This window comes from Chroococcidiopsis sp. [FACHB-1243], assembly GCF_014696895.1.
Classification (GTDB): domain Bacteria; phylum Cyanobacteriota; class Cyanobacteriia; order Cyanobacteriales; family Chroococcidiopsidaceae; genus Chroococcidiopsis.
The window spans coordinates 1-24,393 of record NZ_JACJQX010000044.1 but is presented as its reverse complement, the minus strand read 5'-3'; the positions used below and the strand labels follow the sequence as shown (position 1 = coordinate 24,393).

The 24,393-nt window shown below is 45.8% G+C and carries 22 protein-coding genes; 12 read left to right on the top strand and 10 right to left on the bottom strand.

Features of this window, described 5'->3' with window-relative positions; translation table 11 throughout:
* Positions 1–278 precede the first annotated feature (278 nt).
* The 5 genes from H6G17_RS26050 (at position 279) to H6G17_RS26030 (ending at position 5,270) form a co-directional block, all read left to right on the top strand.
* A complete protein-coding gene (locus H6G17_RS26050; protein ID WP_192161480.1) occupies positions 279–1,847 on the top strand; it encodes a B12-binding domain-containing radical SAM protein in 1,569 nt (522 codons plus the stop codon).
* 169 nt (positions 1,848–2,016) lie between these two features.
* Positions 2,017–2,739, top strand: a complete 723-nt coding sequence (locus tag H6G17_RS26045) for a rhomboid family intramembrane serine protease (protein ID WP_192161479.1) — start codon at positions 2,017–2,019, stop codon at positions 2,737–2,739.
* Between the two features lie 74 nt (positions 2,740–2,813).
* Positions 2,814–3,413, top strand: coding sequence for a methyltransferase domain-containing protein (locus H6G17_RS26040; protein WP_192161478.1), 600 nt, complete (start codon positions 2,814–2,816; stop codon positions 3,411–3,413).
* 94 nt (positions 3,414–3,507) lie between these two features.
* Positions 3,508–4,128, top strand: a complete 621-nt coding sequence (gene nadD, locus H6G17_RS26035; RefSeq protein WP_192161477.1) for a nicotinate (nicotinamide) nucleotide adenylyltransferase — start codon at positions 3,508–3,510, stop codon at positions 4,126–4,128.
* 128 nt (positions 4,129–4,256) lie between these two features.
* Entirely contained in the window at positions 4,257–5,270 is a 1,014-nt protein-coding gene (locus H6G17_RS26030) for a type I glyceraldehyde-3-phosphate dehydrogenase (protein ID WP_192161476.1), read from the top strand.
* Between the two features lie 59 nt (positions 5,271–5,329).
* Here H6G17_RS26030 and thiL read toward each other — a convergent pair whose 3' ends face one another.
* The 5 genes from thiL to glnA all read right to left on the bottom strand — a co-directional run bounded on the left by thiL (position 5,330) and on the right by glnA (position 10,701).
* Positions 5,330–6,373, bottom strand: a complete 1,044-nt coding sequence (gene thiL, locus H6G17_RS26025; protein ID WP_192161475.1) for a thiamine-phosphate kinase — start codon at positions 6,371–6,373, stop codon at positions 5,330–5,332.
* Between the two features lie 63 nt (positions 6,374–6,436).
* A complete protein-coding gene (locus H6G17_RS26020) occupies positions 6,437–7,219 on the bottom strand; it encodes a biotin/lipoate A/B protein ligase family protein (protein ID WP_192161474.1) in 783 nt (260 codons plus the stop codon).
* Between the two features lie 54 nt (positions 7,220–7,273).
* The gene (locus H6G17_RS26015; RefSeq protein WP_192161473.1) at positions 7,274–7,768 is read right to left on the bottom strand and encodes a YbjN domain-containing protein; all 495 of its coding nucleotides are present in this window, start codon (positions 7,766–7,768) and stop codon (positions 7,274–7,276) included.
* A gap of 159 nt (positions 7,769–7,927) precedes the next feature.
* Complete coding sequence (locus tag H6G17_RS26010) at positions 7,928–8,983, bottom strand: class I SAM-dependent methyltransferase (RefSeq protein ID WP_192161472.1); 1,056 nt, start codon at positions 8,981–8,983, stop codon at positions 7,928–7,930.
* Between the two features lie 296 nt (positions 8,984–9,279).
* Positions 9,280–10,701 (bottom strand): type I glutamate--ammonia ligase, encoded by a 1,422-nt coding sequence (gene glnA, locus H6G17_RS26005; protein ID WP_039713633.1) that lies wholly within the window; start codon positions 10,699–10,701, stop codon positions 9,280–9,282.
* A gap of 369 nt (positions 10,702–11,070) precedes the next feature.
* On the opposite strand from glnA, the gene apcB reads away from it, so the two are divergent.
* Complete coding sequence (gene apcB, locus H6G17_RS26000) at positions 11,071–11,580, top strand: allophycocyanin subunit beta (protein ID WP_192161471.1); 510 nt, start codon at positions 11,071–11,073, stop codon at positions 11,578–11,580.
* 77 nt (positions 11,581–11,657) lie between these two features.
* Here apcB and H6G17_RS25995 read toward each other — a convergent pair whose 3' ends face one another.
* Both H6G17_RS25995 and H6G17_RS25990 read right to left on the bottom strand, forming a co-directional pair.
* Positions 11,658–12,620, bottom strand: a complete 963-nt coding sequence (locus H6G17_RS25995) for a sugar-binding transcriptional regulator (protein WP_192161470.1) — start codon at positions 12,618–12,620, stop codon at positions 11,658–11,660.
* 223 nt (positions 12,621–12,843) lie between these two features.
* Positions 12,844–13,647, bottom strand: coding sequence for an SDR family NAD(P)-dependent oxidoreductase (locus H6G17_RS25990; protein ID WP_192161469.1), 804 nt, complete (start codon positions 13,645–13,647; stop codon positions 12,844–12,846).
* Between the two features lie 204 nt (positions 13,648–13,851).
* Between H6G17_RS25990 and H6G17_RS25985 the strand changes: the two genes are divergently transcribed.
* From H6G17_RS25985 to H6G17_RS25960, 6 genes are all read left to right on the top strand, one after another.
* Complete coding sequence (locus H6G17_RS25985) at positions 13,852–15,153, top strand: sugar ABC transporter substrate-binding protein (RefSeq protein WP_242038602.1); 1,302 nt, start codon at positions 13,852–13,854, stop codon at positions 15,151–15,153.
* A gap of 103 nt (positions 15,154–15,256) precedes the next feature.
* Positions 15,257–16,177, top strand: coding sequence for a sugar ABC transporter permease (locus tag H6G17_RS25980; protein WP_192161468.1), 921 nt, complete (start codon positions 15,257–15,259; stop codon positions 16,175–16,177).
* Positions 16,178–16,179: 2 nt separating this feature from the next.
* Positions 16,180–17,001 (top strand): carbohydrate ABC transporter permease, encoded by an 822-nt coding sequence (locus tag H6G17_RS25975; protein WP_192161467.1) that lies wholly within the window; start codon positions 16,180–16,182, stop codon positions 16,999–17,001.
* Positions 17,002–17,193: 192 nt separating this feature from the next.
* Complete coding sequence (gene ugpC, locus H6G17_RS25970; RefSeq protein WP_192161466.1) at positions 17,194–18,339, top strand: sn-glycerol-3-phosphate ABC transporter ATP-binding protein UgpC; 1,146 nt, start codon at positions 17,194–17,196, stop codon at positions 18,337–18,339.
* On the top strand, positions 18,305–19,789 hold the full coding sequence (locus H6G17_RS25965) for a mannitol dehydrogenase family protein (protein WP_192161512.1): 1,485 nt from the start codon (positions 18,305–18,307) through the stop codon (positions 19,787–19,789). The genes ugpC and H6G17_RS25965 overlap by 35 nt, the downstream gene beginning before the upstream one ends.
* A gap of 114 nt (positions 19,790–19,903) precedes the next feature.
* Positions 19,904–20,986 (top strand): fatty acid desaturase, encoded by a 1,083-nt coding sequence (locus H6G17_RS25960; protein ID WP_242038599.1) that lies wholly within the window; start codon positions 19,904–19,906, stop codon positions 20,984–20,986.
* 125 nt (positions 20,987–21,111) lie between these two features.
* Here H6G17_RS25960 and H6G17_RS25955 read toward each other — a convergent pair whose 3' ends face one another.
* The 3 genes from H6G17_RS25955 to H6G17_RS25945 all read right to left on the bottom strand — a co-directional run bounded on the left by H6G17_RS25955 (position 21,112) and on the right by H6G17_RS25945 (position 23,868).
* Positions 21,112–21,879, bottom strand: a complete 768-nt coding sequence (locus tag H6G17_RS25955) for an MBL fold metallo-hydrolase (RefSeq protein ID WP_192161511.1) — start codon at positions 21,877–21,879, stop codon at positions 21,112–21,114.
* A gap of 56 nt (positions 21,880–21,935) precedes the next feature.
* A complete protein-coding gene (locus H6G17_RS25950) occupies positions 21,936–22,952 on the bottom strand; it encodes an ABC transporter substrate-binding protein (protein WP_192161464.1) in 1,017 nt (338 codons plus the stop codon).
* Positions 22,953–23,040: 88 nt separating this feature from the next.
* Entirely contained in the window at positions 23,041–23,868 is an 828-nt protein-coding gene (locus H6G17_RS25945; RefSeq protein WP_192161463.1) for an ABC transporter ATP-binding protein, read from the bottom strand.
* Between the last annotated feature and the right edge of the window lie 525 nt (positions 23,869–24,393).

Here is a 24,393-nt window from a genome sequence, read left to right as displayed (position 1 = left end):
CTACCCCCCTTAAAAAGGGGGGAGTTTAAATCTCAGTCCCCCTTTCTTAAGGGAGATTTAGGGGGATCTCAGATCGGTGCAGAAACTACTCCACCTTACATTTGCGTAATTTTTAGTATCACTGGGTTCAACAAAGTAACACAGGCTGCTAAAGTGATCTCAACTAGAACCTGCCTGTAAATAAAATAAAACTAATTATTTGCAGTTTTACAACAGAACAACTTAAAGACAATCGGAACAATAATGCAACCATTTGATGTTGCAAGGGGTGGTGTTAAATGCGAGTTTTACTCCTATATCCTCTTTTTCCCAAATCATTTTGGTCTTTTGATAAAGCGATCGAACTAATTGGTCGTAAAGTGGCAATGCCTCCACTGGGACTAATTACAGTGGCTGCAATTCTGCCCCAAGAGTGGGAATTTCGCCTCGTAGACCGCAGCGTGAGATCTGAAACAAAAGCAGACTGGGAATGGGCAGATTTGGTCATCATCTCAGGGATGATCGTCCAGAAACCAGATATGCTGCATCTAATTAGAGAAGCAAAGCGACATGGAAAATTAGTCGCCGTTGGTGGTCCCTACGTCACCTCCGTACCGGAAGCAGCCAAGGCAGCTGGGGCAGACTTTTTAGTATTAGATGAGGGTGAAATTACCTTACCGATGCTAGTAGAAGCATTGGCAAGAGGCGAGACTTCTGGTACTATCCGCTCTGATGGTGAAAAGCCCGATGTTACCACCACACCAGTTCCCAGATACGACTTGCTAGATTTAAGTGCCTACGCTGATATGTCAGTGCAATTTTCGCGAGGCTGTCCCTTCCAGTGCGAATTCTGCGACATTATCGTGTTGTACGGACGTAAACCACGTACTAAATCTCCGCAACAATTATTGGCAGAATTGCAAACTCTGTACGATTTAGGCTGGCGGCGATCGATTTTTATGGTGGATGACAATTTCATCGGCAACAAACGCAACGTCAAGCTGTTATTAAAAGAACTCGGTTTTTGGATGGCAGAAAAAGGATATCCTTTTAGCTTTTCTACCGAAGCATCGGTAGATTTAGCCCAAGACGAAGAACTTTTAGATTTGATGATTGCGGCTAACTTTAACGCCGTATTTCTAGGAATTGAAACGCCAGATACTGATAGCTTAGAACTAACACAGAAATTCCAAAATACTCGCAATTCTCTGATTGAATCAGTGGAAAAAATCAATCGGGTAGGACTGAGAGTGATGGCTGGTTTTATTATGGGCTTTGATGGCGAAAAACCTGGAGCAGGCGATCGCATTATCGATTTTGTGGAAGCAACTGCAATTCCTCAAGCTTTATTCAGTATGCTGCAAGCCTTGCCAAATACTGCTTTGTGGCATCGCCTTCAAAAAGAAGGACGTTTACTCGAAGGTAGGGGAGTAGCAAATATTCACCAAACAACCCTGATCAACTTTATTCCTACCCGTCCTGTAGAGGACATTGCTCAAGAGTATGTTAGATGTTTCTGGGAACTGTACGAACCCAGTCGCTACTTAGCTAGAGTTTACCGCCACTTCCGGGTCATGAAACCGAAATCTCTGAAGAAAAAGCTGCGGATGCCAGGTTTGATTGAAATACGCGCCATATTAACTATCTGTTGGCGACAGGGAATTAAGCGAAATACGCGCTGGCAATTTTGGCGGCAATTATTTTCGATGTTGCGGCATAATCCTAGCGTGTTTGAGTCCTATCTGATCAACTGCGCCCACTTAGAACACTTCGTCGATTATCGCCAAATCGTCCGCGATCAAATTGAGTCACAACTAGCAGAACTCGCAGCCTTAGAAGCGACAATGCAACCCCAAAAAGCAGCGTAGAAAAGTTAAAAGTTGAAAGTCAAAAGTTAAAAGTAATTTTTCTACCCCTGCTCCCTGCTCCCTGCTCCCTGCTCCCTAATAACTGATAATCTACCTGTAGGCTAGAAGCAATTCTTGGTGAAATCCGCTACTGTGTGGCTAGTTTCATCAATTTTGGCTAAAAAGCGTCATGGTTCCCATCCGCGATAACGTTCCGACGAAGATCGTTCCCTACGTCACTTATGGACTGGTTGCAGCTAATATTCTCGCCTTTATTTACGAGGCAGATTTGCAATCGCAACAATTAGATGGCTTTTTTCATCTATTTGCTGTCGTTCCTAGAGAGTTAACAGCTAGTTTTGCCGGAATTACTGTAAATCAACCCGTACCAGAGTGGATTACCCTCATCACCTCCCAATTCCTCCACGGAGGATTGCTGCATTTGGGAGGCAATATGTTGTTTCTCTGGATTTTTGGCAACAACGTTGAGGATCGTTTAGGACACGTCAAATATCTAATTTTTTATCTTGCCTGCGGCGTATTGGCAGCGCTGACGCAATGGTACTTTTCTCAATCTTCCGGTATTCCTTCCTTGGGTGCAAGTGGGGCGATCGCCGGAGTGATGGGTGCGTATATCCTCCGCTATCCCACGGCTGAAGTCCTAACTCTCATTCCACTAGGATTTTTCTTTCCCGCCGTCCGCATCCCTGCTTTTTATTTTCTGGGATTTTGGTTTTTACAACAAGCCGTCTACGGTGTTGCCAGTTTAGAAGCTCGAACTAATATTGGCATGGAAAGCGGCGGTATTGCTTATTGGGCGCACGCAGGCGGTTTTCTGTTTGGTGCTGTTCTCGGCTTCCTGTTTGGAATGCTAAAAACAGATCCTCAAGACCAGTATTCACAATACAGTTGACAGTTATCAGTGACTAGTGGCTGGTGACTAGAATTGAATCTAGCCACTAGTCACCAGCCACCAACCACTCATCAATGACAAATTCAAAAGATTGGGAAAACCGCTATCAAGTCGGAACAACGCACTGGGATATCGGACAAGCCGCACCACCATTTGTCAGTTTATTAAATTCTCCTCAAGCCCCAAAACCTGGTAAAGTTGCGGTCTTGGGTTGCGGTCGCGGTTATGATGCCTTACTATTTGCACAGTATGGATTTGATGTCATTGGAATTGACTTTGCTCCTAGTGCGATCGCCTCAGCTACAGCCTTAGCTCAAACAGCAGGTAGTTCGGCAAAATTCTTAGAGCGAGATATCTTTGAATTATCAGCAGAATTTCCCCATTATTTTGACTATGTATTAGAACATACTTGCTTCTGCGCGATCGCCCCATCTCAGCGCCTAGCCTATGTCAAATTAGTCCGAGAAATATTACAACCTCAAGGACGACTCATCGGTTTATTCTTCACCCATTCTCGCCCAGGTGGACCACCCTTCGGCAGCACTCCAGCCGAGATCCGCAACCACTTTACTCCAGACTTTGAAATTCTCTCTCTCGAACCCGTCACAAATTCAGTTCCCGAACGCCAAGGAGAAGAACATTTAGGAGTGTTTCAGGTAACACTTATCAGTTAACAGTGATTAGTAGAGAGTGGTGCGTGTTGAAAATGCAAATGACCAATTACCCATTACCTATTACCCATTACCAACAACTAATGACAAATGACAAATGACAAATGACAAATTAGGCATTTTCGGCGGTACTTTCGATCCGGTACATTGGGGACACTTGTTGGTTGCTGAGAGTGCTTGCAGTCAAGTTGAATTAGAACAGGTGATTTGGGTAGTCAATTCTCGCCCACACTACAAGCAATCGACACCATTTCAGCATCGGTGGGAAATGGTACGACAGGCGATCGCAGATCGTCGTGATTGGGAAATCGCACCGCCATCGGATACTTTTATGAAAACCACCTATGCCAGCCAAACTTTGCAGGCACTGCAAGCAAATTACCCTGATGGGCGCTGGTACTGGATTTTAGGGTTAGACACGTTTCTCACCTTACCCCGTTGGTATCATCGCCAAGAAATTGCCTCTGCTTGCGAGTGGTTAGTCGCTCCGCGTCCATTATGTGAGTCAGAAAGTCCCCCAATTCAGGTATTATGCGATCGGGTAGCACAACAGTTAGCCACTGAATCTATAAACATTCGCTGGCAAATTATCGGTCTACCTTTAGTAGGGATTTCGGCAAGCTTAGTCAGGCAATACTGCCGCGATCGCCGTTCGATCCGCTACTTCGTCCCTGAAGCAGTGAGAATCTATATTGGCGATCGGCAGTTATATACATAACGATCCCAATGATTTGTGTGCTTTTTCTGTCAATGTCACTGAAGCTAGTTTAGAATAGAGCGCCCTTTGCGATATGATCGATTGTCAATAATAGGTATTTAATTCACTACACCAGAGGGCAAGACGCTGTGATTAGAGTTGCAATCAATGGTTTTGGGCGGATCGGACGTAACTTCATGCGTTGCTGGCTTCTGAGAGACAGCAGCGATATCGAAATAGTCGCGATCAACGATACTTCCGATCCGAAGACCAACGCTCATCTGCTGAAGTATGACACCATGTTGGGGACTTTAAAAGGCATCGACATCAGCGCAGATGAAAATTCGATTATCGTCAAGGGTAAGACGGTTAAATGCACCTCCGATCGCAATCCAGAGAACTTGCCTTGGAAAGACTGGGATATCGATCTGATTATCGAATCGACAGGCGTATTCACCAGTCGGGAAGGGGCAACCAAACACTTGAACGCTGGTGCAAAGAAGGTGCTGATCACGGCTCCAGGTAAAAATGATGATGGTACGTTTGTCTATGGCGTAAACCATCACGAATACGCACACGAAACGCACACAATCATCAGCAATGCTAGCTGTACCACGAACTGCTTAGCGCCCATCGTCAAAGTGCTGCACGAAAAATTCGGCATCATCAAAGGCACGATGACCACCACCCACAGCTACACTGGGGATCAAAGATTACTCGATGCCAGCCACCGCGATGTCAGACGGGCAAGAGCCGCAGCTATGAACATCGTTCCTACATCTACTGGTGCTGCCAAAGCAGTGGCTTTGGTACTACCAGATTTGAAAGGTAAGCTGAACGGTGTTGCTTTGCGCGTTCCTACTCCTAACGTCTCGATGGTAGACTTGGTTGCTCAGGTTGAAAAGCCAACCTTTGCTGAAGAAGTCAATTCCACGTTGAAGGAAGCTGCTGAAGGCTCCCTCAAGGGTATTCTAGAATATAGCGATCTACCTCTAGTATCCTCGGATTACCAAGGTCACGATGCTTCTTCCATCGTTGATGCTAGCTTGACGCTTGTTATGGGCAACGACTTAATTAAAGTCATGGCGTGGTATGACAACGAATGGGGCTACAGCCAACGGGTATTAGATCTAGCTGAGTTAGTTGCTAGAGATTGGAAATAGGAATTTGTCATTAGTCATTAGTTAAAAGCAAATGACAGATGACAATTGACCAATGACGATTAAAAATGTTGAAACCCCCGATCGCGATTTAAAATGCGAGCGGGGTTTTTGTTGGTGCGATCGCCTAGTACGATCGCCAATTCTGCAGTGATTTCGCCAATAATTGCCGCTCCTTCACCCAAATGTTCGATCAGGGCTTCAGCTGGTTGTTGAGGTAGACACAGAACTAACTCAAAATCTTCGCCGCCATACAAAGCCCATTCTACAGCCTGTTCTGCGGTAACTAAATTAGACAAAGCTGGAGGAATCGGAATTCGATCGCGATCGATTCTCGCACCAACACCGCTCATTTGGCAAATTTGGGCGATCGCATCGGCTAAACCATCGCTGCTGTCCATGCCAGAAATGGGGAATTCGGAATTCGGAATTCCGAATTCCGAATTAAATGCTCTCTTTGCCTTCCCTACATCTCCTGCTAAAATTTCTTGCAAAATAGGTAAAACGTCTAAGCGGGGTTTGGGGCGTTGGTGCGATCGGATGAGAAAGGCGCGATCGCGATCGCTCAAATTTTGCCCGATTTCTGGATGTATGAGCAATTCTAAACCAGCATGAGAAGCACCATGAAAGCCTGTGATGGCGATCGCATCTCCAACTTGCGCTGTATTGCGATAAATCGTCTGGTTTGGCTCTACTTCGCCAAAAGCTGTAATCGAAACTGTAATAACTGGAGAACGACAGACATCTCCCCCTACAATCGGAGTCTGATGTAGTTTCAAACATTCATCCATGCCTTTGTAGAGGCGTTCTACCCACTCAACAGGAACCTCACCAGGTAATCCCAAGGCAACGGTAATTCCGAGCGGTCTAGCCCCCATTGCAGCTAAGTCAGAAAGGTTAGCCGCAGTCGATCGCCACCCCACATCTTCTGGACTAGTGGTAGCATCGCTAAAATGTACCCCATCCACTAGCATATCTGTGGTTACTACCAGAGATTGTTCTGGTGATGATGTTATTACGGCTGCATCGTCACCAATAATTTCTGCCGGACAAAAACGCTGCAACCGCTTTAATAAACCTTGTTCGCCAATATCTTTAATTTTCACAAAAAATAGGGAGCAGGGAGTAGGGAGCAGGGAGCAGAGAAGAAAAGGCGTTTTGTGGTAGCTTTAATCACAATCCAAATATACTTTTTCCCATTCTCGATCGGATAGCGGTTGTACGACAAATTCAGCTTGAAAATAACTTTTGGCAGATGTAACTAAAGCATCTATGATTGTTTGAATTAAATCTTCCCCTCGTTGATTCAGAGGTAGTTTTACTGGAGCAAAAACATCTTTACCAAACACTTGAGCAAACAACTCCTCATCTGGTTCCAGCCGCATCGAACCATGTTGAAGGATAACACCACCCCGCCTTAGTTGAGCGCTACCAATTAATTTTGTCCCATCCTCCAAAACGAGATCCGCTCCCGTTGCCGTACCAAAGCAGTTAGGGTTATGAATGTACCCTCGTCCAGCCGTACCATAGTGTAGCTGGATACCGAGCGATCGCCACCCCTGAATGAGAAATTCACAAATTTGTTGGTATGCCTGAGTGCGACTTCCAGATAATCCTGACATCACCACAGCATAGGTTAAATCGCCTTGATGTAAAACTGCCCTACCTCCCGTTGGACGGCGTACCAAATCGAGCGCCCTACCATGCCAAATTAAATTTTGCCAGCGATCGGGATACTGATGTTGATGGTAGCCAAGAGAAATTGCTGGCGGCGACCAAGTGTAAAACCTTAATGTAGCAAGCATTAGACCTAACTGATGCTGCTCGACCAGATAGCGATCGATCGCCATTTGGACTGTTCCTGGTGCTTCTAGGTGAGGAATTAACCGCCAAATGCGGGAGTCGGGGAAGAGAGCTGAGGGAGCTGAGGGAGCAAGTGAACAACTATCCATTACCCATTACCCATTGCCCATTATTAACTACCAACTACCCATTACCCATTACCATCAATTAGCAAATTCTTGTTGTAAAGCTTCGTCATTATCATCGGCGATTGTAGCTACGACTGTAATTAGGCGGGATACTTCGCCAGCAGAAAGTTCTGCTACAGTGCGGGTAGACAAAACTACAACTTGCTCGTCAAAGATACCGAAACTGGCTTCAAAGGTATCAGACCAGTTCATTTCTAGTAACCGTCGCATTAAACCAGCATCATTTTTGGTGGGTAATTTTAATACCGCCGACCAAACTTTGAACGTGTCTTCATCGGTTTGTCCGGTTAGTTGCACGAAGACTTCAACGCTACCATACTTAAACTTCCATAAATAGCTATTCTGAGTATGACTGACCATTGCACTTTCATCTTGCTGCAAGCTTGCAATGACAGTTTCGATCACCTCTACATGGTTAATACCAGTACCTTCAACTAACTCTTCGAGGATTTCTTCGCTAGACATAGAGTCACTTACTACCGTTGCCGGATCGGGTCGATCGCTCGTCATAGAAATGCCTTCTAACAGCTTTGAGGTCTTCTAGACCCAATTTATCGCTTTTAGGCATAGTAATTGCCTGTCTTTAGCAATAAATCTTAACTTTCTCCCGTCATTCAAAGGCGGTGACGATGCCACCGCCTTCGATCGCAATTTTTACACTCGCAGTTGCTACACTGGCTTACATGCTACCAATACCTTACTCATGTATTGGACTTCAGTAGTGACATTCTCAAAACCTACCTTTTCTAAACGCTCTACTAAGTCATCTGTCATGTAATGTCTGTAGTATGGCTCGTGAAAGGTTTCGTAGAAGCCTGTCATGGCTGGCTCCATTTCTGGGGAATCGCTCATCTGAATCGAGTCGCAGATGATAAATTTACCACCTGGTTTAGTAACTCGGAAAGCTTCTTCGATAACTCGCTGCCGTGCGACTGCTGGTAGTTCGTGGAATAAGAATACGCTGGTCGTAGCGTGGAAGTAGTTATCCATATATGGCAACTCTTCAGCATTAGCTTGCAGCAGTTGCGGTAGTTCCCCAGAAATTTGAGACAACATCTGATTGGCTTTGCGCAAATAGGCTGGGGATAAATCTGTACCGAATAGCGATGCTTTGGGTAAAGCGACGCGAATCATTTTTAAGGTACGACCAGTACCGCAAGCAATATCGAGAACCTTAAATTGGCTAGCGGGTACATCGTCAAAAGCACTCAATCCTTGCTTTAAGGGTACGAGAATCCGCCGCCGCATGGCATCAGCCGAGCCGCCAAATAAGATTTCCACTTGTAAATCGTAGAGATTGGCTGACAAATCGCTTAAATAGCCACCCGTTTGATGGTGGAAATTTTGCAGGTAGTAGCTGGGATAGCCAGCAATATCTAAATTCGAGTCGAAATCTTGGTAATTTTTTTGTTTGGCTCTTTCCCAAATTTGCGGCAAATCGAACCATACAGCCGGATAGTAGAGGAAAAACTCATCCCAAGGGTTATCGAACAGGATATTGTGAGGATAGACTCCTGCCTCGGCATCTTGCCAGTCTACTTCCAACAGACGTTCGTAACGCTGGTGAATTTTCTGTAGCAGGTCTAGAGGCAAAGGCTTAGACTTGCGATCGCTCGGCGAAACGAGGCTCATCACCCGCGTGCTGAGCATCTTGTGAGCCAGTCCGAAGTAATTTTTGCTCTGCTGAAAAGTTTGATATGTCAGTTTTGTTAAAGTATCAGCCATAGGTAGTTGCTGGAATCGGTTTTGAGTCGGTCTTTACCTAATCTTTAATTTATTGTAAATAAGTGTTACGAAAAATTCCTAAATCTTTCGATAGGTATGTAGATTTTTGGTGAAAAATTTTTGGACAAGGGAGACAATGTAGGGGCGGGTTCACCAACAATCTTTGAGATCCAACCAAATATCCCAGCAAACCCGCGATAACATATTTACCGCATGAAAAAAGCCACCTGCGATGCGATCGCGGTGGCAAAGAATTTATTCTGACAATGTACGGACGTTACATGTTACGTCTCTACCTAACAATCGTAGTAGAGGGCAAATTCATAAGGATGGGGACGTAACCGCATCGGGTTAACTTCGTTATCAAGCTTGTAAGCAATCCAGGTTTGGAGGAAATCTTCCGTGAATACCCCAGTTGTCGTCAAGAATTCATGATCTTTTTCCAATGCTTCTAGAGCGTCTTCTAACGAGCCTGGAGTGGAAGGAATCTTGCTTAACTCTTCTGGAGACAAGTCGTAGATATCCACGTCTAAGGGTTCGCCAGGGTCGATCTGATTCTTAATCCCGTCTAGTCCAGCGCAAAGCATAGCAGCAAAGGCTAGATAGGGGTTAGCCGTTGCATCTGGACAACGAAACTCTAACCGCTTAGCTTTAGGATTGGGTCCAGATAGCGGAATGCGGATGGAAGCAGAGCGGTTACCTTGAGAATAGGCAAGGTTTACAGGCGCTTCAAATCCAGGGACTAAGCGCTTGTAAGAATTAGTTGTGGGATTGGTTAAAGCTAAAAGTGCAGGAGCGTGCTTGAGAATACCACCAATGTAATGCAGCCCCATTTCACTTAAACCAGCATATTTATCGCCTGCAAACAAAGGCTGCCCGTCTTTCCAAATTGATTGGTGGGTGTGCATCCCCGAGCCATTGTCGTTAAACACTGGCTTTGGCATAAAGGTGATAGTTTTGCCATACTTTCTGGCAACATTTTTGATGACGTACTTATAAATCATCAAATTGTCAGCCGACCTAATCATAGTATCGAAGCGAATACCAAGTTCGCACTGTCCACCGCTTGCAACTTCATGGTGGTGCTTTTCGATTGGCACGCCACACTTAGCCATCGTCAGTAACATCTCAGTCCGCATATCCTGAGATGTATCTGTTGGCGCAACTGGGAAATATCCCTCTTTGTAGCGGGGTTTGTAACCCAGGTTGCCACCCTCTTCTTTTCTACCTGTATTCCAACGCCCTTCAATGGAATCTACGTGGTAGTATCCTTCGTGCTGATTTTGGTCGAAGCGGACATCATCAAAAATGAAAAACTCGGCTTCTGGACCAAAAAAGGCTGTGTCACCGATGCCTGTGGAGATTAGATAGTCTAGGGCTTTTTGAGCAATAGAGCGAGGATCGCGAGCGTAAGGCTCTCCCGTACGAGGTTCAATAATGCTACAGATTAGGCTTAGAGTCGGTTCTGCCATAAATGGATCGATCCAAGCGGTTTTTGGATCGGGAACCATTGCCATATCTGATTCATTAATGGCTTTCCAACCGCGAATACTAGAACCATCGAAGGCTACGCCGTCGGTGAAGCTACTTTCTTCAATTTGGTTTTGGTATACCGTCAAATGCTGCCAAATTCCAGGCGTGTCAATGAATTTTAGATCGATGACTTGAATGTTCTGATCTTGAATCATCTTCAAGACTTCTTGTGCGGTTTCGGGCATGGTGACTCCTTAATCTGCCAATGACTGAATGGAACTACTGCGCTCTTAGCTTGCTGCCACGATGTGGTTTACTGGAAGCCAGATCTTGCCACATTTGAATCATCCTAGAAAGAGAGTGAAGGCAATTTTGTAGTTTAAATGACAAAACGTCTGCCTGGAGGCTTATATTAGTTATTCCTTAACAAGCTGTATTAATTGGGACGCATGGATGGTTTCTCATCGGGGTCAAATTTAGCTTAAAATCCTTAAAGAGCAATGGTTTGCTTGTAGGCTTTCAAGCTTGAGGTGGCACGGTCAGTCGTTAACAAGTGCAATTCCTTAGCTCAACAATATCAAACCACAGATAGGAAAAATTCGGAGAGCAATCAAATGCGGGATGCAATAACAAGCTTAATTGGGACTTACGACGTGGCAGGACGGTACTTCGATCGCACTGCATTAGAACGGCTCAAGTCCTACTTTGACACCGGAACGGCACGGGTTCAAGCAGCTGCAACAGTCAACTCAAATGCTGCGTCAATTGTCAAGCAGGCTGGTTCGCAATTATTTGCCGAACAACCAGAATTGATTCGTCCTGGTGGTAATGCCTATACGACGCGGCGCTATGCCGCTTGTCTGAGAGATATGGACTATTACCTCCGTTATGCGACTTACGCGCTGGTAGCTGGCAACATGGATGTGTTAGACGAGCGCGTACTACAAGGCTTGCGGGAGACTTATAATTCTCTGGGTGTACCAATTGGTCCTACAGTGCGCGGTATCCAAATGATGAAGGATATTGTGAAGGCACAAGCAGTAGCAGCTGGCGCAGAAAATACAGCTTTTATCGATGAACCGTTCGATCACATGACTCGCGAATTGAGCGAACGGGATATCTAATTGGTAGTTGGTAGTTGGTGATTGGGCGATCGCGTTCTGTTTAAATTATGAGGGCGATCGCTTTTTTATTCACCAATTCAAATTTTGGCAAGAATTGTTTGAGCAGCTGCTTCATCGATAATTAACCCTGTAATTAGCTTGCCGCGTAAAGCAGCTAAAATGGCTTCTGCTTTTTTCACGCCACCTGCTACACCAATAACGAGCCTTTGTACTGGTTGTTCCAACGGTACGCTGGCGACACGGCTATTCGTTCCCTGTTGCAGCAAAACTCCGTGGCGATCGTACGCCCAGCCTGCAATCTCCCCCACTGCACCCAGTTCGACTAATTCAGCTATCTCGTCATCGTTAATAAAGCCATTTTGATGTAATGGGGCATTCCAAACAATCTGACCGATACCGACAAACGTTGCCTTAGCTTGCTCGGCAAGAGTTTTGACGGCAATGAACGATCGCTGCGTTTGCAACAGTTCCCGTTCTTCAACACTAGTCGCTACAACCGGAGTCGGTACGGGATACGCTTGCGAACCAACCCGCTCTGATAAATGCATCACGACTTCATGATGACCTGCCCGCCCGTAATGAGACATATTACCAATAGTAGAAACAATTTTATGCTGCGGTCGCTCCATTGACGGGATCTGCTCCACCATCGATCGCAATGTTCGCCCTGAAGTAAATGCCAATACTGTAGGCGTTTTTGCAATAAGATACGTTTCTAAACAGCTAGCAGCACGCACGCCGATACCGTTGAATGTGTCGCCACTTCCCACGTCACTCGGTACGACTTCGCAAAGCGATAAATCGAATTTGTCGCGTAACGCTTCAGCCAGAGCAATACATTCACTCAAAGGATGATCGAGCCGAAATTTGATCAGCTTTTCACTCACTGCCAGCGCAATGAGGCGTTGTGCTGCTTGCCGAGACACGCTGAGCTTTGCTGCAATTTCTTCTTGCGTATTTCCAGCTATGTAATAGAGCCAAGCCGCATGAGCTGCCAGATCTAACTTGCGATCGCGCCGCTCCGAACCAGTTTCTCCCATATCCTACCTTCAGGATTTGTATATCTCTCAAAAGGAAGATTGTACTTTTGAGCATATGCTCAAAGCAAGACATTTTGCTCAGTTCTTTACAAATTATTAAAAGTGGTAATGGGTAATGGGTAATTGCTTGTTAGTTGACAGTAGATGCGCTCCGCTTCACTGCGTGAAAGACAGTTGACGGTTGCTCCTAGTCCCCCTTGTCCCCCTTGTCCCCCTTGTCCCCCTACTGTCCACCCGTAATCTCCAAGTTAAACCCAGTAATATAGCTGGCTTCTTCACTCATGAGAAACTCCACACCATTAGCAACCTCTTCTAAGCTTCCCAAACGGCGCATTGGTACTGAATCGATCATTTGCTGCTCGACGACTTTGGGATCGGAATCAAAGTATTGAGATCCTACAGATGCCTGTAATTCTGTTTGTCGCGTCCACATCATGCCAGGACCGATTAACGCTGGAGAGAGTGCATTGACTCTAATACCATAAGGAGCGAGATCCTTTGCTGCTGTCTGAGTCATGCCGATGACCGCAAACTTAGAAGCAGCATAAGCCGACATGTTCGGTGGACCTACTACCCCCGCATAACTTGCCATATTCACAATTGCCCCGCCACCAGATTCGCGCATATGTCGTGCGGCAGCCTTGAGAACGTGAAAAACGCCGACAACGTTGATGTCAATGACTTTTTGAAAGTCATCTTCTGGATACTCGTCAGTCTTGGCAAACAAACCTTGATAGCCTGCATTATTAAAAACATAGTCGATCCGTCCCAACTGCTCTACAGCCCCGGCAAAAGCTTTAGCAACATTTTCAGGGTTTGTGACATCACAGCCAAATGTGGCGACTGGAACGTTGTACTCTGCTAGTTTTCGCGCTACATCTAGCATTTTGGTTTCGTTTAAATCCAAAAGTGCCACACCTGCACCATTAGCAGCAAAACGATGTGCGGTCGCTTTGCCAATGTCTCCTGCACCGCCTGTAATTAGGATGGTCTTACCCCCAAAGTCATAGGTGGCTCTTGCTGTCATTGGTTCTACCTATTGTTGAAGAATTATTGCAAATACTCATTGACTTCTCATTTTTTAAATCGAGCCGAGTACGATCTCTATTATTGAGCTTTTGCCCGACGTAAGAGCATAAAATCAAAATTTCATTTAATTTTTTAACATCAAAGGAGTTATGCGGTGCGTATCCCCCGCTTCGCTAAAGTACTGGTTGCATTCGTAGCTGGGTTGGTGCTGGTGCAACTGCTACACGCTTGTTCGTCTTCATCAGCCGCCGAGAAAACTAGATTGACGATCGCCACCGTTAACAACGGTGACATGGTTGTCATGCAGGCGCTTTCTCGCCAGTTTGAACAAGAAAACCCCAATATCGAACTCAGGTGGGTGGTGCTGGAAGAAAACGTGTTGCGCCAACGCACGACTACGGATGTTGCCAGCCAGGGAGGACAATTTGATGTCTTGACAATCGGTTCTTATGAAACCCCGATATGGGCGAGACGAGGTTGGCTAACACCATTGAATAGCCTACCTGCTAGCTATGACGTAAACGATCTGCTAAAACCCATCAAAGAAGGACTTTCCAACGACGGCACGCTCTACGCGCTGCCGTTCTATGGAGAAAGTTCAATGCTTTACTACCGCAAAGATTTGTTTGCCAAAGCAAAGATTAACGTTCCCGAACAACCAACATACGCTCAGATCGCACAATGGGCGAGCAAAGTTCACGATCCGGCAAACGGGGTATATGGCGTTTGCCTGCGAGGAAAACCTGGCTGGGGGGAAAACATGGCATTTCTGTCTACGTTGGTCAACACTTCCGGCGGAAGATGGTTTGACATGAAGTGGCAACCTCAGCTCGATACTCCAGCCTGGAAAGAGGCAGTAGGATTTTATGTCCAACTGCTACAAAAATATGGACCCCCAGGAGCCAGTTCCAATGGATTCAACGAGAATCTCGCGTTATTCTCGACGGGTAAATGCGGCATGTGGGTAGATGCAACCGTTGCAGCGGGGCTGTTATCCAATCCGAAAGAATCTCAAGTCACCGATCGCGTTGGCTTTGCCCGTGCGCCAATCGAAGAATATCCTAACGGCTCTAACTGGCTATGGGCTTGGGCGTTAGCAATTCCTCAAACCTCAAAATCTCCCGCAGAGGCGCAAAAGTTCATCGCCTGGGCAACATCCAAGGAATACATCCAATTGGTTGCAAACAAAAACGGCTGGGTTGCTGTTCCACCAGGGACGAGGACTTCCACCTACAACAACCCCAACTATCAAAAAGCCGCACCGTTTGCTCAGATTGTCTTGAACTCAATCCAATCTGCCGATATTACCCATCCCGCCGCCGAACCAACTCCTTACAAGGGAGTTCAATATGTAGACATTCCAGAATTTCAAGCGATCGGCGCTTCTGTTGGGCAAACCATCGCCGCCGCACTGACCAACAACATTTCGGTAGATCGAGCATTGCAACAATCGCAGAGTGCAACCGAACGTTTCATGAAACACACCGGATATATTGACCAGTGAGTCGTAGGGGCGGGTTCACCAATCGTATTTGATTCTGACCAGTATTTCGGGTGAGCCCGCCCCTACAATTTTTAACTTTTGACTTTTAACTTTTGACTTACTTATGTCTTCCTCATTAGCTGTAAAGCCTCAACAGGCAACGCCACCACCCGCCAAGCGTTCTAGGCGACAGACATCGACCTTACCTTTAGTTGCGCCTTCGGTCGTTGTGCTGTTGCTATGGATGATTGTGCCTCTGGCGATGACCTTATGGTTTTCCTTTCAGCGGTATAACCTGCTGAATCCAGATGCCCGCAGATTCATTGGAATTGAAAACTTTACCTTTATTCTCACCGATCCGGCATTATGGACGGCGATCGCCACCACTCTAATTTTGGTCGCCTCCGTGTTAGCAATTACGATCGCGCTAGGCACGTTACTCGCAATCTTATTTGACCAAGACTTTCCTGGTCGCGGGATTGCGCGGGTATTGGCGATTTCTCCATTCTTCGTCATGCCTACAGTCAGCGCCCTGATTTGGAAAAATATGCTGATGCATCCAGTTAACGGACTGTTTGCTCAAATTACAAGAGGATTGGGCTTAGGGGCGATCGATTGGTTTGCCGATTTTCCCCTGCTGGCAATTATCATGATTGTTTCCTGGGAATGGCTGCCCTTTGCACTGCTAATTTTATTAACTGCCATTCAGTCTTTAGACCGCGAACAACTAGAGGCGGCGCGGATGGATGGAGCAAATGCGATCGCCTTATTTCGTTTTGTCATGCTACCGCATTTGAGTCGTGCGATTGCCGTAGTCGCTGCGATCGAGACGATTTTCTTCCTGACAATCTTTGCCGAAATCTTCGTGACTACTGGTGGTGGACCTGGACTGGCAACTACTAACCTTGCCTATTATATTTTCCTGAAAGCTTTGCTGGAATTTGATGTTGGCGGTGCTTCAGCGGGTGGATTAATCGCCGTCATCCTTGCCAACATCGTAGCGATCTTTTTAATGCGTAGCGTTGCTCGTAATTTGGAGACCTGATCGTGGCACGTAAAAATTCTCGCCTCTGGCTGTGGACATTGCTAGGATGGCTCGCCGCTGCCATCTTGTTTTTCCCGATCTTCTGGATGTTTATTACCAGCTTCAAAACCGAAGTGGCAGCTGTTTCTACTCCACCGCAATTGTTTTTCCAGCCCACATTGGAAAATTATGTTGCCATCCAAGATCGGGCAGATTATTTCAATTATGCGTTTAATAGCCTAGTAGTTTCGCTTGGATCGACAATACTCGCGCTGCTGCTTGCCGTACCTGCTGCCTATGCAATGGCATTCTTCCCCACCAAGCGCACCAAAGGAACCTTACTGTGGATGCTGTCTACTAAAATGCTGCCACCCGTTGGCGTATTAGTGCCGATCTACATTCTGTGTCGCAACTTGGGATTGCTAGATACCCGCATCGGTTTGATTATTATTTATACCCTGATTAACTTGCCGATCGTTGTCTGGATGATCTACAGCTTCTTCAAAGAAGTTCCCAAAGATATTCTCGAAGCCGATCGCATGGATGGGGCAAATACTCGCCAAGAACTGATCCACGTCTTGCTACCCCTAGCATTACCTGGAATTGCTTCCACTGCACTGCTCTCAATTATTTTGTCATGGAACGAAGCCTTCTGGAGCTTAAACCTGACGACAGCAGATGCAGCACCACTCACAGCATTTATTGCCTCATTTTCCAGTCCCCAAGGGCTATTCTGGGCAAAACTCTCCGCCGCATCAACATTGGCGATCGCACCCATCCTAATCTTCGGCTGGCTCAGTCAACGGCAACTGGTACGGGGGTTGACGTTTGGAGCAGTGAAGTAGGGGACAAGGGGGACAAGGGGGACAAGGGAGCAATTCAAAATTCACGCATTCAAAATTCCCTACACCCCACAACGCCAGTTGCTACAACGAGGGAACCCCCCGCACCGCACCGGCTCCCCCACACCCTATTTACTGCTGGTTCCACTAGCCACCAGCCACTAGCCACTATAACAATTACCAATTACCAAAATTATGTCAACACTCACATTAAGAAACATCCATAAACGGTATGCCGATACTGAGGTGATTAAAGGTATCGATCTTGATATCGGCGATCGCGAATTTGTTGTCTTTGTCGGTCCTTCTGGTTGTGGCAAATCAACTTTGTTACGGGCGATCGCGGGACTGGAAGAAATCACATCTGGCGATTTACTCATTGATGGCGTGAGAGTGAATGACGTGCCACCAGATAAGCGCGGGTTGGCAATGGTGTTTCAAACCTATGCCTTGTATCCCCACATGACGGTAGCAGAGAATATGGCGTTTAGTCTGCGCCTAGCGGGTGTTCCCAAGGCTCAGCGTCTTGAAAGAGCGAAAGAAGTTGCCCGTATCTTGCAATTAGAACCGCTATTAAATCGGAAGCCTAGAGAACTCTCAGGAGGACAACGCCAACGGGTAGCGATCGGTCGGGCTTTAGTGCGCAAACCTAAAGTCTTTTTGTTCGACGAGCCGCTGTCAAACTTGGATGCAGCTTTGCGCGTACAGATGCGGATCGAACTTGCTAGCCTACATGATACTTTGCAAGCCACGATGATTTACGTGACGCACGATCAAGTGGAGGCGATGACGCTAGCTGACAAGATTGTGGTGTTGCAGGGTGGCATTATCGAGCAAGTCGGATCGCCGTTGGAACTGTACCACCATCCCCGCAATTTATTCGTGGCTGGGTTTATCGGTTCGCCCAAAATGAATTTTCTCTCAGTTACGGTGGCAGCTGTCAATGCTTCTAGTACGACAGTTGCACTGCCTGGTGACGCAACAGTCACAATTCCGGTTCAGCCTGGATTGTCGGTGGGCGATCGCGCCACGCTGGGGATTCGTCCCGAACATTTGCGACTCGATCGCCATAACGCTACGCTCAACGGTGAAGTGCTTGTTGTAGAACGATTGGGTGGAGAAACTTTTCTCTACGTCAAGATTGCGGGTGGCGACACCTTAATTGTGCAAACAGACGGAGATAATCCCAGCCGGATGCACGATCTCGCACCGCTTCAAATAAATGGAGATCTCTGTCATTTATTTAACCAGCAAGGTGAAGCCATTCCTAAAGTCCGTCGCCACCATTTAACTTCTCATGAATTCCATGAACAGCAATATCAGCACAGGCTCAACAATTAAGCTGAATGAAGCTTCCTTATCTCGTTTGTCAAACAACATCCGCGTTCCCAATTACGATCGCCACCAAATAATCAATGGCATTGTCCATATTGGCGTAGGTGGATTCCATCGAGCGCATCAGGCGTTATATCTTGACAACTATTTGCAGCAAACTCGCGATCGCGAATGGGGGATCTGTGGGGTAGGACTGCTGGAATTCGATCGCCGGATGCGCGATGCTCTGCATTCTCAGGATTGTTTGTATACTTTGGTGGAACGCTCGACTGAAGGCGATTGGGCGCGTGTTATTGGCTCGATTACACGCTATCTCTTTGCCCCAGATAACCGCGCCCGCGTTATTGACGCACTGGCAGATCCTCACTGTCGAATTGTGACGCTGACGATTACGGAGGCAGGTTACTACTACATTGAAGGTAGCGGCGAATTTGATGCTAACCATCCAACAATTCAGCACGATCTGCAACATCCACACGAACCAATCGGGGTTTACGGCTTTTTGACAGCAGCACTCGATAAGCGCCACCAACAAGGATTGCCACCATTTACGGTGTTATCCTGCGACAACCTACAGGGTAATGGCAATATTGCCCGTAAAATGTTAACTGCTTTTGCTCAAATGCAAAATCCCGAGTTAGGAAATTGGATTCGCGATCGCGTCACCTTTCCTAACTGCATGGTCGATCGCATTACTCCCGCAACAACAGCAGCCGATCTCAAAATGGTGGCGGAGCAATTTAAGATTGATGATGCCTTTCCAGTGGTAGCAGAACCATTTCTTCAGTGGGTGGTTGAGGATAACTTTTGTGCGGGTAGACCGGATTTAGAATCTGTGGGCGTACAAATGACCGATGACGTTCATCCTTATGAAATGATGAAAATTCGGTTACTCAACGCCAGTCACCTACTCATAGGCTATCTCGGCACTTTAGCAGGCTATACCTACGTGCATGAGGTAATGGCAGACCCAGCGATCCGGCAAGCCGTCGATCGCTTGATGGCAGAAGTTACGCCCACGCTTCAACCCGTACCGGGAATCGATTTAGACGATTACAAACAGACTTTAATTCAACGATTTGCCAATCCCAAGATTCAAGATCGATTGCCGCGCCTATGCCTCAATAGTGCTGCTAAAATGCCAAAATTCATTCTGGGTTCGTTGCGTGACGCACTACAACAGGATGGGGCGATCGACTATATGAGTCTGACAATTGCTGCTTGGTTCCGCTACCTGAAGGGACAGGACGACCGAGGCAATGCGATCGAGATTGACGATCCTATGGCAGACATTTTGACACAACGCGCCCGTTCTGGGGGTTCCGATCCTAGACCTTTACTAAGCCTATCTGAGATTTTTGGCGACTTGTCGCGATCGTCGCGTTTTGTGGAGACAGTTGGAAATTACTTACGCAGTTTAGATGAATTTGGAGCCAAAGGAACGCTAGCTAGATAGCGATCGTTTCTTGCTGTTCTCTTTCTCCAGCTAACTGTATTTTTCAAAACATATTTCATGCATGGACACCCGTATGCTGAATCCGAGGCTAGATTCGGAAATCCATTTAGTGATATGACTACGGCAGCTACCCCAGATGCAAGTTTCTATATCAACGATCGCAACTACTGGATTAACGGTGCGGCGTTAGCCTACGTCTTGGTAGGATACAGCTTTGCCATCTTCTGCATCGTGCAGCATTTGTGGTGGTTAAACCTCTTGGGTACGGTGTTATTAACCCATACGCTAATTTGGGCAGCATACTTCGTCCATGAATTCATTCATGGCAACATTTTTCGTAACCCGCGTTGGAATGTCGCATTTGCGCAGGTAATGCTGTTTGTGACAGGTTCTTGCTACAGTCGTTATCGCGATGTTGCCAGCAACCATTTAGCCCACCATAAAAACAGGGCTGACTTTTCTGCTTTTTCCCTACCAGATTTCCTGCAAACTGCACCAAAGCCGCTAGTACGGCTAATTGTGGTGCTGGAATGGCTTTATTTTCCTGCCGTTAACTTTTTGTTGCGGTGGTTTAATGCCCTTTCTCCATTTTTGGGACAACAGCGTCGAGATGAACGAGTGCGTAACGGTTTGTTACTATTACTCCGAGGTAGCCTATTCACAGCCTTAGCAATCTATTCTCCCCGTGCTATTGTTCTTTACTTTTTCGCTTACATTTGCTTTATCAACATCCTCAGATTTATTGATTGTTTTCAACACACGTACACTGTGTTTCAACTAGGTCAATTCTTACCGCAATATAGTTTGGAACATGAGGAAGCAAATACTTTCTCTAACCTCATTTCTTTGCGGTGGTCTTGGCTGAATCTATTGCTGCTAAACTTTGGCTATCACAACGCCCATCATCGAGTTATCCGTTGTCCTTGGTATCTTTTGCCTAAATTAGATGCCGAACTATATTCCCGCAATTATCGTCAGTATGTGACGCTACCTCAACTCATCGCTAACTACCATCGTTTTCGGATTCATCGCTTATTCTACGGTCAAGGAACGGTCGTGGATACCGAGAAAGGGTTGAATCTAGATAACTTTGTCGGGGCAGTTGGAGTCTCTTTTCTATTTTCGCGAGAGCCGATAGACTGGTTGAAGCTTGCTGCTAGTGATAGTGATGGCGCATTTAGCGTTCGCGAAGTGTAGCACAGATAAGACTCGATCCCCCCAACCCTTCGCTCCGCAGGGGCAATCTTCCCCCCTTTTTAAGGGGGGCTAGGGGGGATCTTCGAGGATCTAATACTTTTAACTGAACCGTATTGGGCAATGCCCTACACTTGAATTTCCGAAGGACATCCAGGTTTGCGCCTTGCTGCTAAATACTCGGCGATAATTTGTTGATATCTTTCCTTGCCAAAAATCGTGTAGTGACCGGGATAAACTGTCTCTATTGGGAGTTTTTCTAGCCGTTCGTAGGTAGCAATATAAGTAGGGATATCACTGCAATGAAGTTCGTCTAACAACTCACCATCATAAATTACATCTCCTGAAAACAAATCTTGCGCTCTAGGTTCATATAAAGCAATACAGCCGGGAGAATGTCCAGGGAGATGCAACACCTCAAAAGCGCGATCGCCTAAATCTAATACGTCTCCTTCTTGTAAAATCTGTGTAGGTTCTGCTGCATTTAAGGTATATGTTTCGACTGTAAATCCAGGGTAAGGTAGCAAGTCGAAATGTTCTTCTAATACCCAGCCTTGTGCTGGCGTACACAACGCCTCATAATCATCTCCTTTTTGCAGTGCTTCGGCTTCCGCCGCATGAATGGCGCGTTCGTCGAATTCGTGCATCCCACCTGCATGATCGAAGTGAATGTGAGAGGCGATCGCCAACAACGGTTTATCAATTAAACTAGCAATGTATTGCCGCAAACTCGCAACCCCTAGCCCAGTATCGATCAAAAGATCGCGATCGCGACCTTTAATTAACCAGAGATTTGCCCGATTCCACCAATAGTAATGCGGTTCGCTAATTAGGTAGAGGTTGTCACTAATTTTTTGCGTCGAAAACCAGCTTTGACAGACAGCTTTAGAGTGCATCATGGTGAGTGGTAGTAAGGTGGGCAATGCCCACCTTACAATTTGGATGATAAAGTTTAAGTTGATTTGACTATAGAATCATCGTACAAAGATTTCAGCTCAAGAGGTTTAGGAACTATTTTAAAGTCATAAGCAGCTCTTGCCGTCAGCTCGAAATTTTTCATTGCATTGTTGGGATGATTTAAGTTAAATGCAATTGACTTGTTACTGTCCAAATCAAAAATCTTGACTCCCGCGATTTGTTCTTTTGCTTCCTCTGGCGTGACTCCTAACTTTTGAGCAGCAATTTTGATTGCTTCTTCATCACCAGAATTCACTAACTTAACTCCCTTATCGATCGCCCGCAAATAAGCCTGAAGATCCGATCTACGGCTTTCAATCAGTTTTTGTCTTACGACTAATACGTCAGCAATCAAATTTGTACCTTTGGTGGTAAAAATGATTTTTCCTCCACTTTCCTTGGCTGCTTTAGTCAACCAGGGTTCGTAAGATACGGCAGCATCGACACGTTTGGCAGCAAATGCCGCTGCTGCATCTGCGGCAGTTAAATCTCTTGCGATGACATCTTGTTCGGTCAATCCGCCTTTCTCTAAGTAGCTACGTAATAAAACCTTCTCAAATAATATATTTTCTCTAGCAACGGTTTTCCCTTTCATGTCTTTGGGACTGTTGATATTATGACCTAAAATACCATCCGATCCATTTGAATAATCGACAACAAAAATCATCCGAATCGACGGGTCTTTGCTAATCATTTGTACTGCATCTCCTGATGTTACCCAGCCTACGTCAACTTTTCCAGCTAGGAATGCAGTAATACCTTCTGTTGCACTTTGAAAGAAAGTTTCTTGCACCTTGATGCCTTCTTGACTAAAAAAATCTTTTTGGAGTGCGACATAGTGACCTGAATATCCAGGCCAAGGATTAATTCCAGAAATCAATACTTGAGGTTGAGGCGCGGGAGATGAAGGGGAAGAAGATGAAGTTGTTGAATTTTGAGGAGAACAAGCAACAGCCCATAACAAAGATACCAAAGCCAGCACAATCAAACGTCTTGCAGGAAATTTAACCATCACTTACACTCTATTTCTGAAAGTTGCACGAATAAATCTTTCCGACTCCCATACGGGCGAGTTTGGAAACCCGCCCCTACCGACTCCCCTACTCACCGCGCAAAGCGTGCAGAATTTGACGTTTTATCTCAACAAATTCTGATGAGAGTTTAATTTCTAAATGACGGTTAGCTGGCAAATTGACAGGTATTTCTAGTTGTAGCCGACCGGGATGACTGCTCATGACATAAATGCGCTGGGAAAGAAAGATTGCTTCTTCGACATCGTGAGTAATCATCAATACAGTCGTATGAGTTTGCTCCCAAAGTTCTAACAAAAATTGCTGCATTTGTTCTTTGGTTTGAGCGTCCAAAGCGCCGAAAGGCTCATCCATCAATAGCACTTCTGGTTCGTTAGCTAAAGCACGAGCGATCGCAACTCGTTGTTTCATCCCGCCTGATAATTGCTTTGGGTAAGCTTTAGCAAACGGAGTCAAGCCAACTACGTTCAAGTAGTATGTTACCCGCTCTCGCTGCTCCACTTTAGACATTTTACGCAACTGCAAACCAAATGCAATATTTTGCGAGACTGTCAGCCAAGGATAGAGCGTGTAGCCTTGAAACACCATACCGCGATCGCTCCCAGGACGACCAGTCACAGTTTGACCGTCAACTAATACTTGACCTGCACAAGGAGTTGTGAGTCCAGCCACGATATTAAGTAGAGTAGATTTACCACACCCAGATACACCAACCAAACAAACAAATTCTCTAGGGTCAAGTTGGAAGTTAATCTTTTCTAGTACTACTAATTCCTTACCACGGTTGGAATAGGATTTGCAGATTTCTCGAACTTCCAACTTAGGTTGATTTAGATCGGCTCGTCCCGATTGGGTTGATTGTTCCCGCAATTGACCGTTGAAGCGGGTATCAAGCATAAGCTACGCATTCCTAATCTACAATTACTGCGATCTATACTTTTGTCAAGCTGCTCTAATTAAGTCAATCTCAAGCTATCTACTAAAATTGTTAATTGAGATACAGATTTTTTGAGAGTTGATGGTTATTGGTCAAAGGCAAGAGTTTTCTAACTGACAAATTACGACTTCCGACTTCCCAATATAGCTTTAAAGCGCGATCGCCAATCAACTATTTTGATCGGGACGATCGCAGTTGCAAGAGAAAAAAACAAAGGAGCGATCGCCGCGCAAATTGTTGTCGATAGGGTACAAAGTATTACCTGAATAGAGGTAAAATAGCTTACACAAAATTCTTTCAATTGTGATACTTAATCTGAGTATAAATAAATACAAACATATAAATTGAGCAACTGTAATAGTATTGAAATAAGCTGCCCAAATCGGTTCTATCGGCTGTAGTATGCTAATGTATAAAGATTTACAATAATTAGCGGATGGAGCCTCTACTAACTCAACTACTAAATTTACCAGGGATTGTAGTTG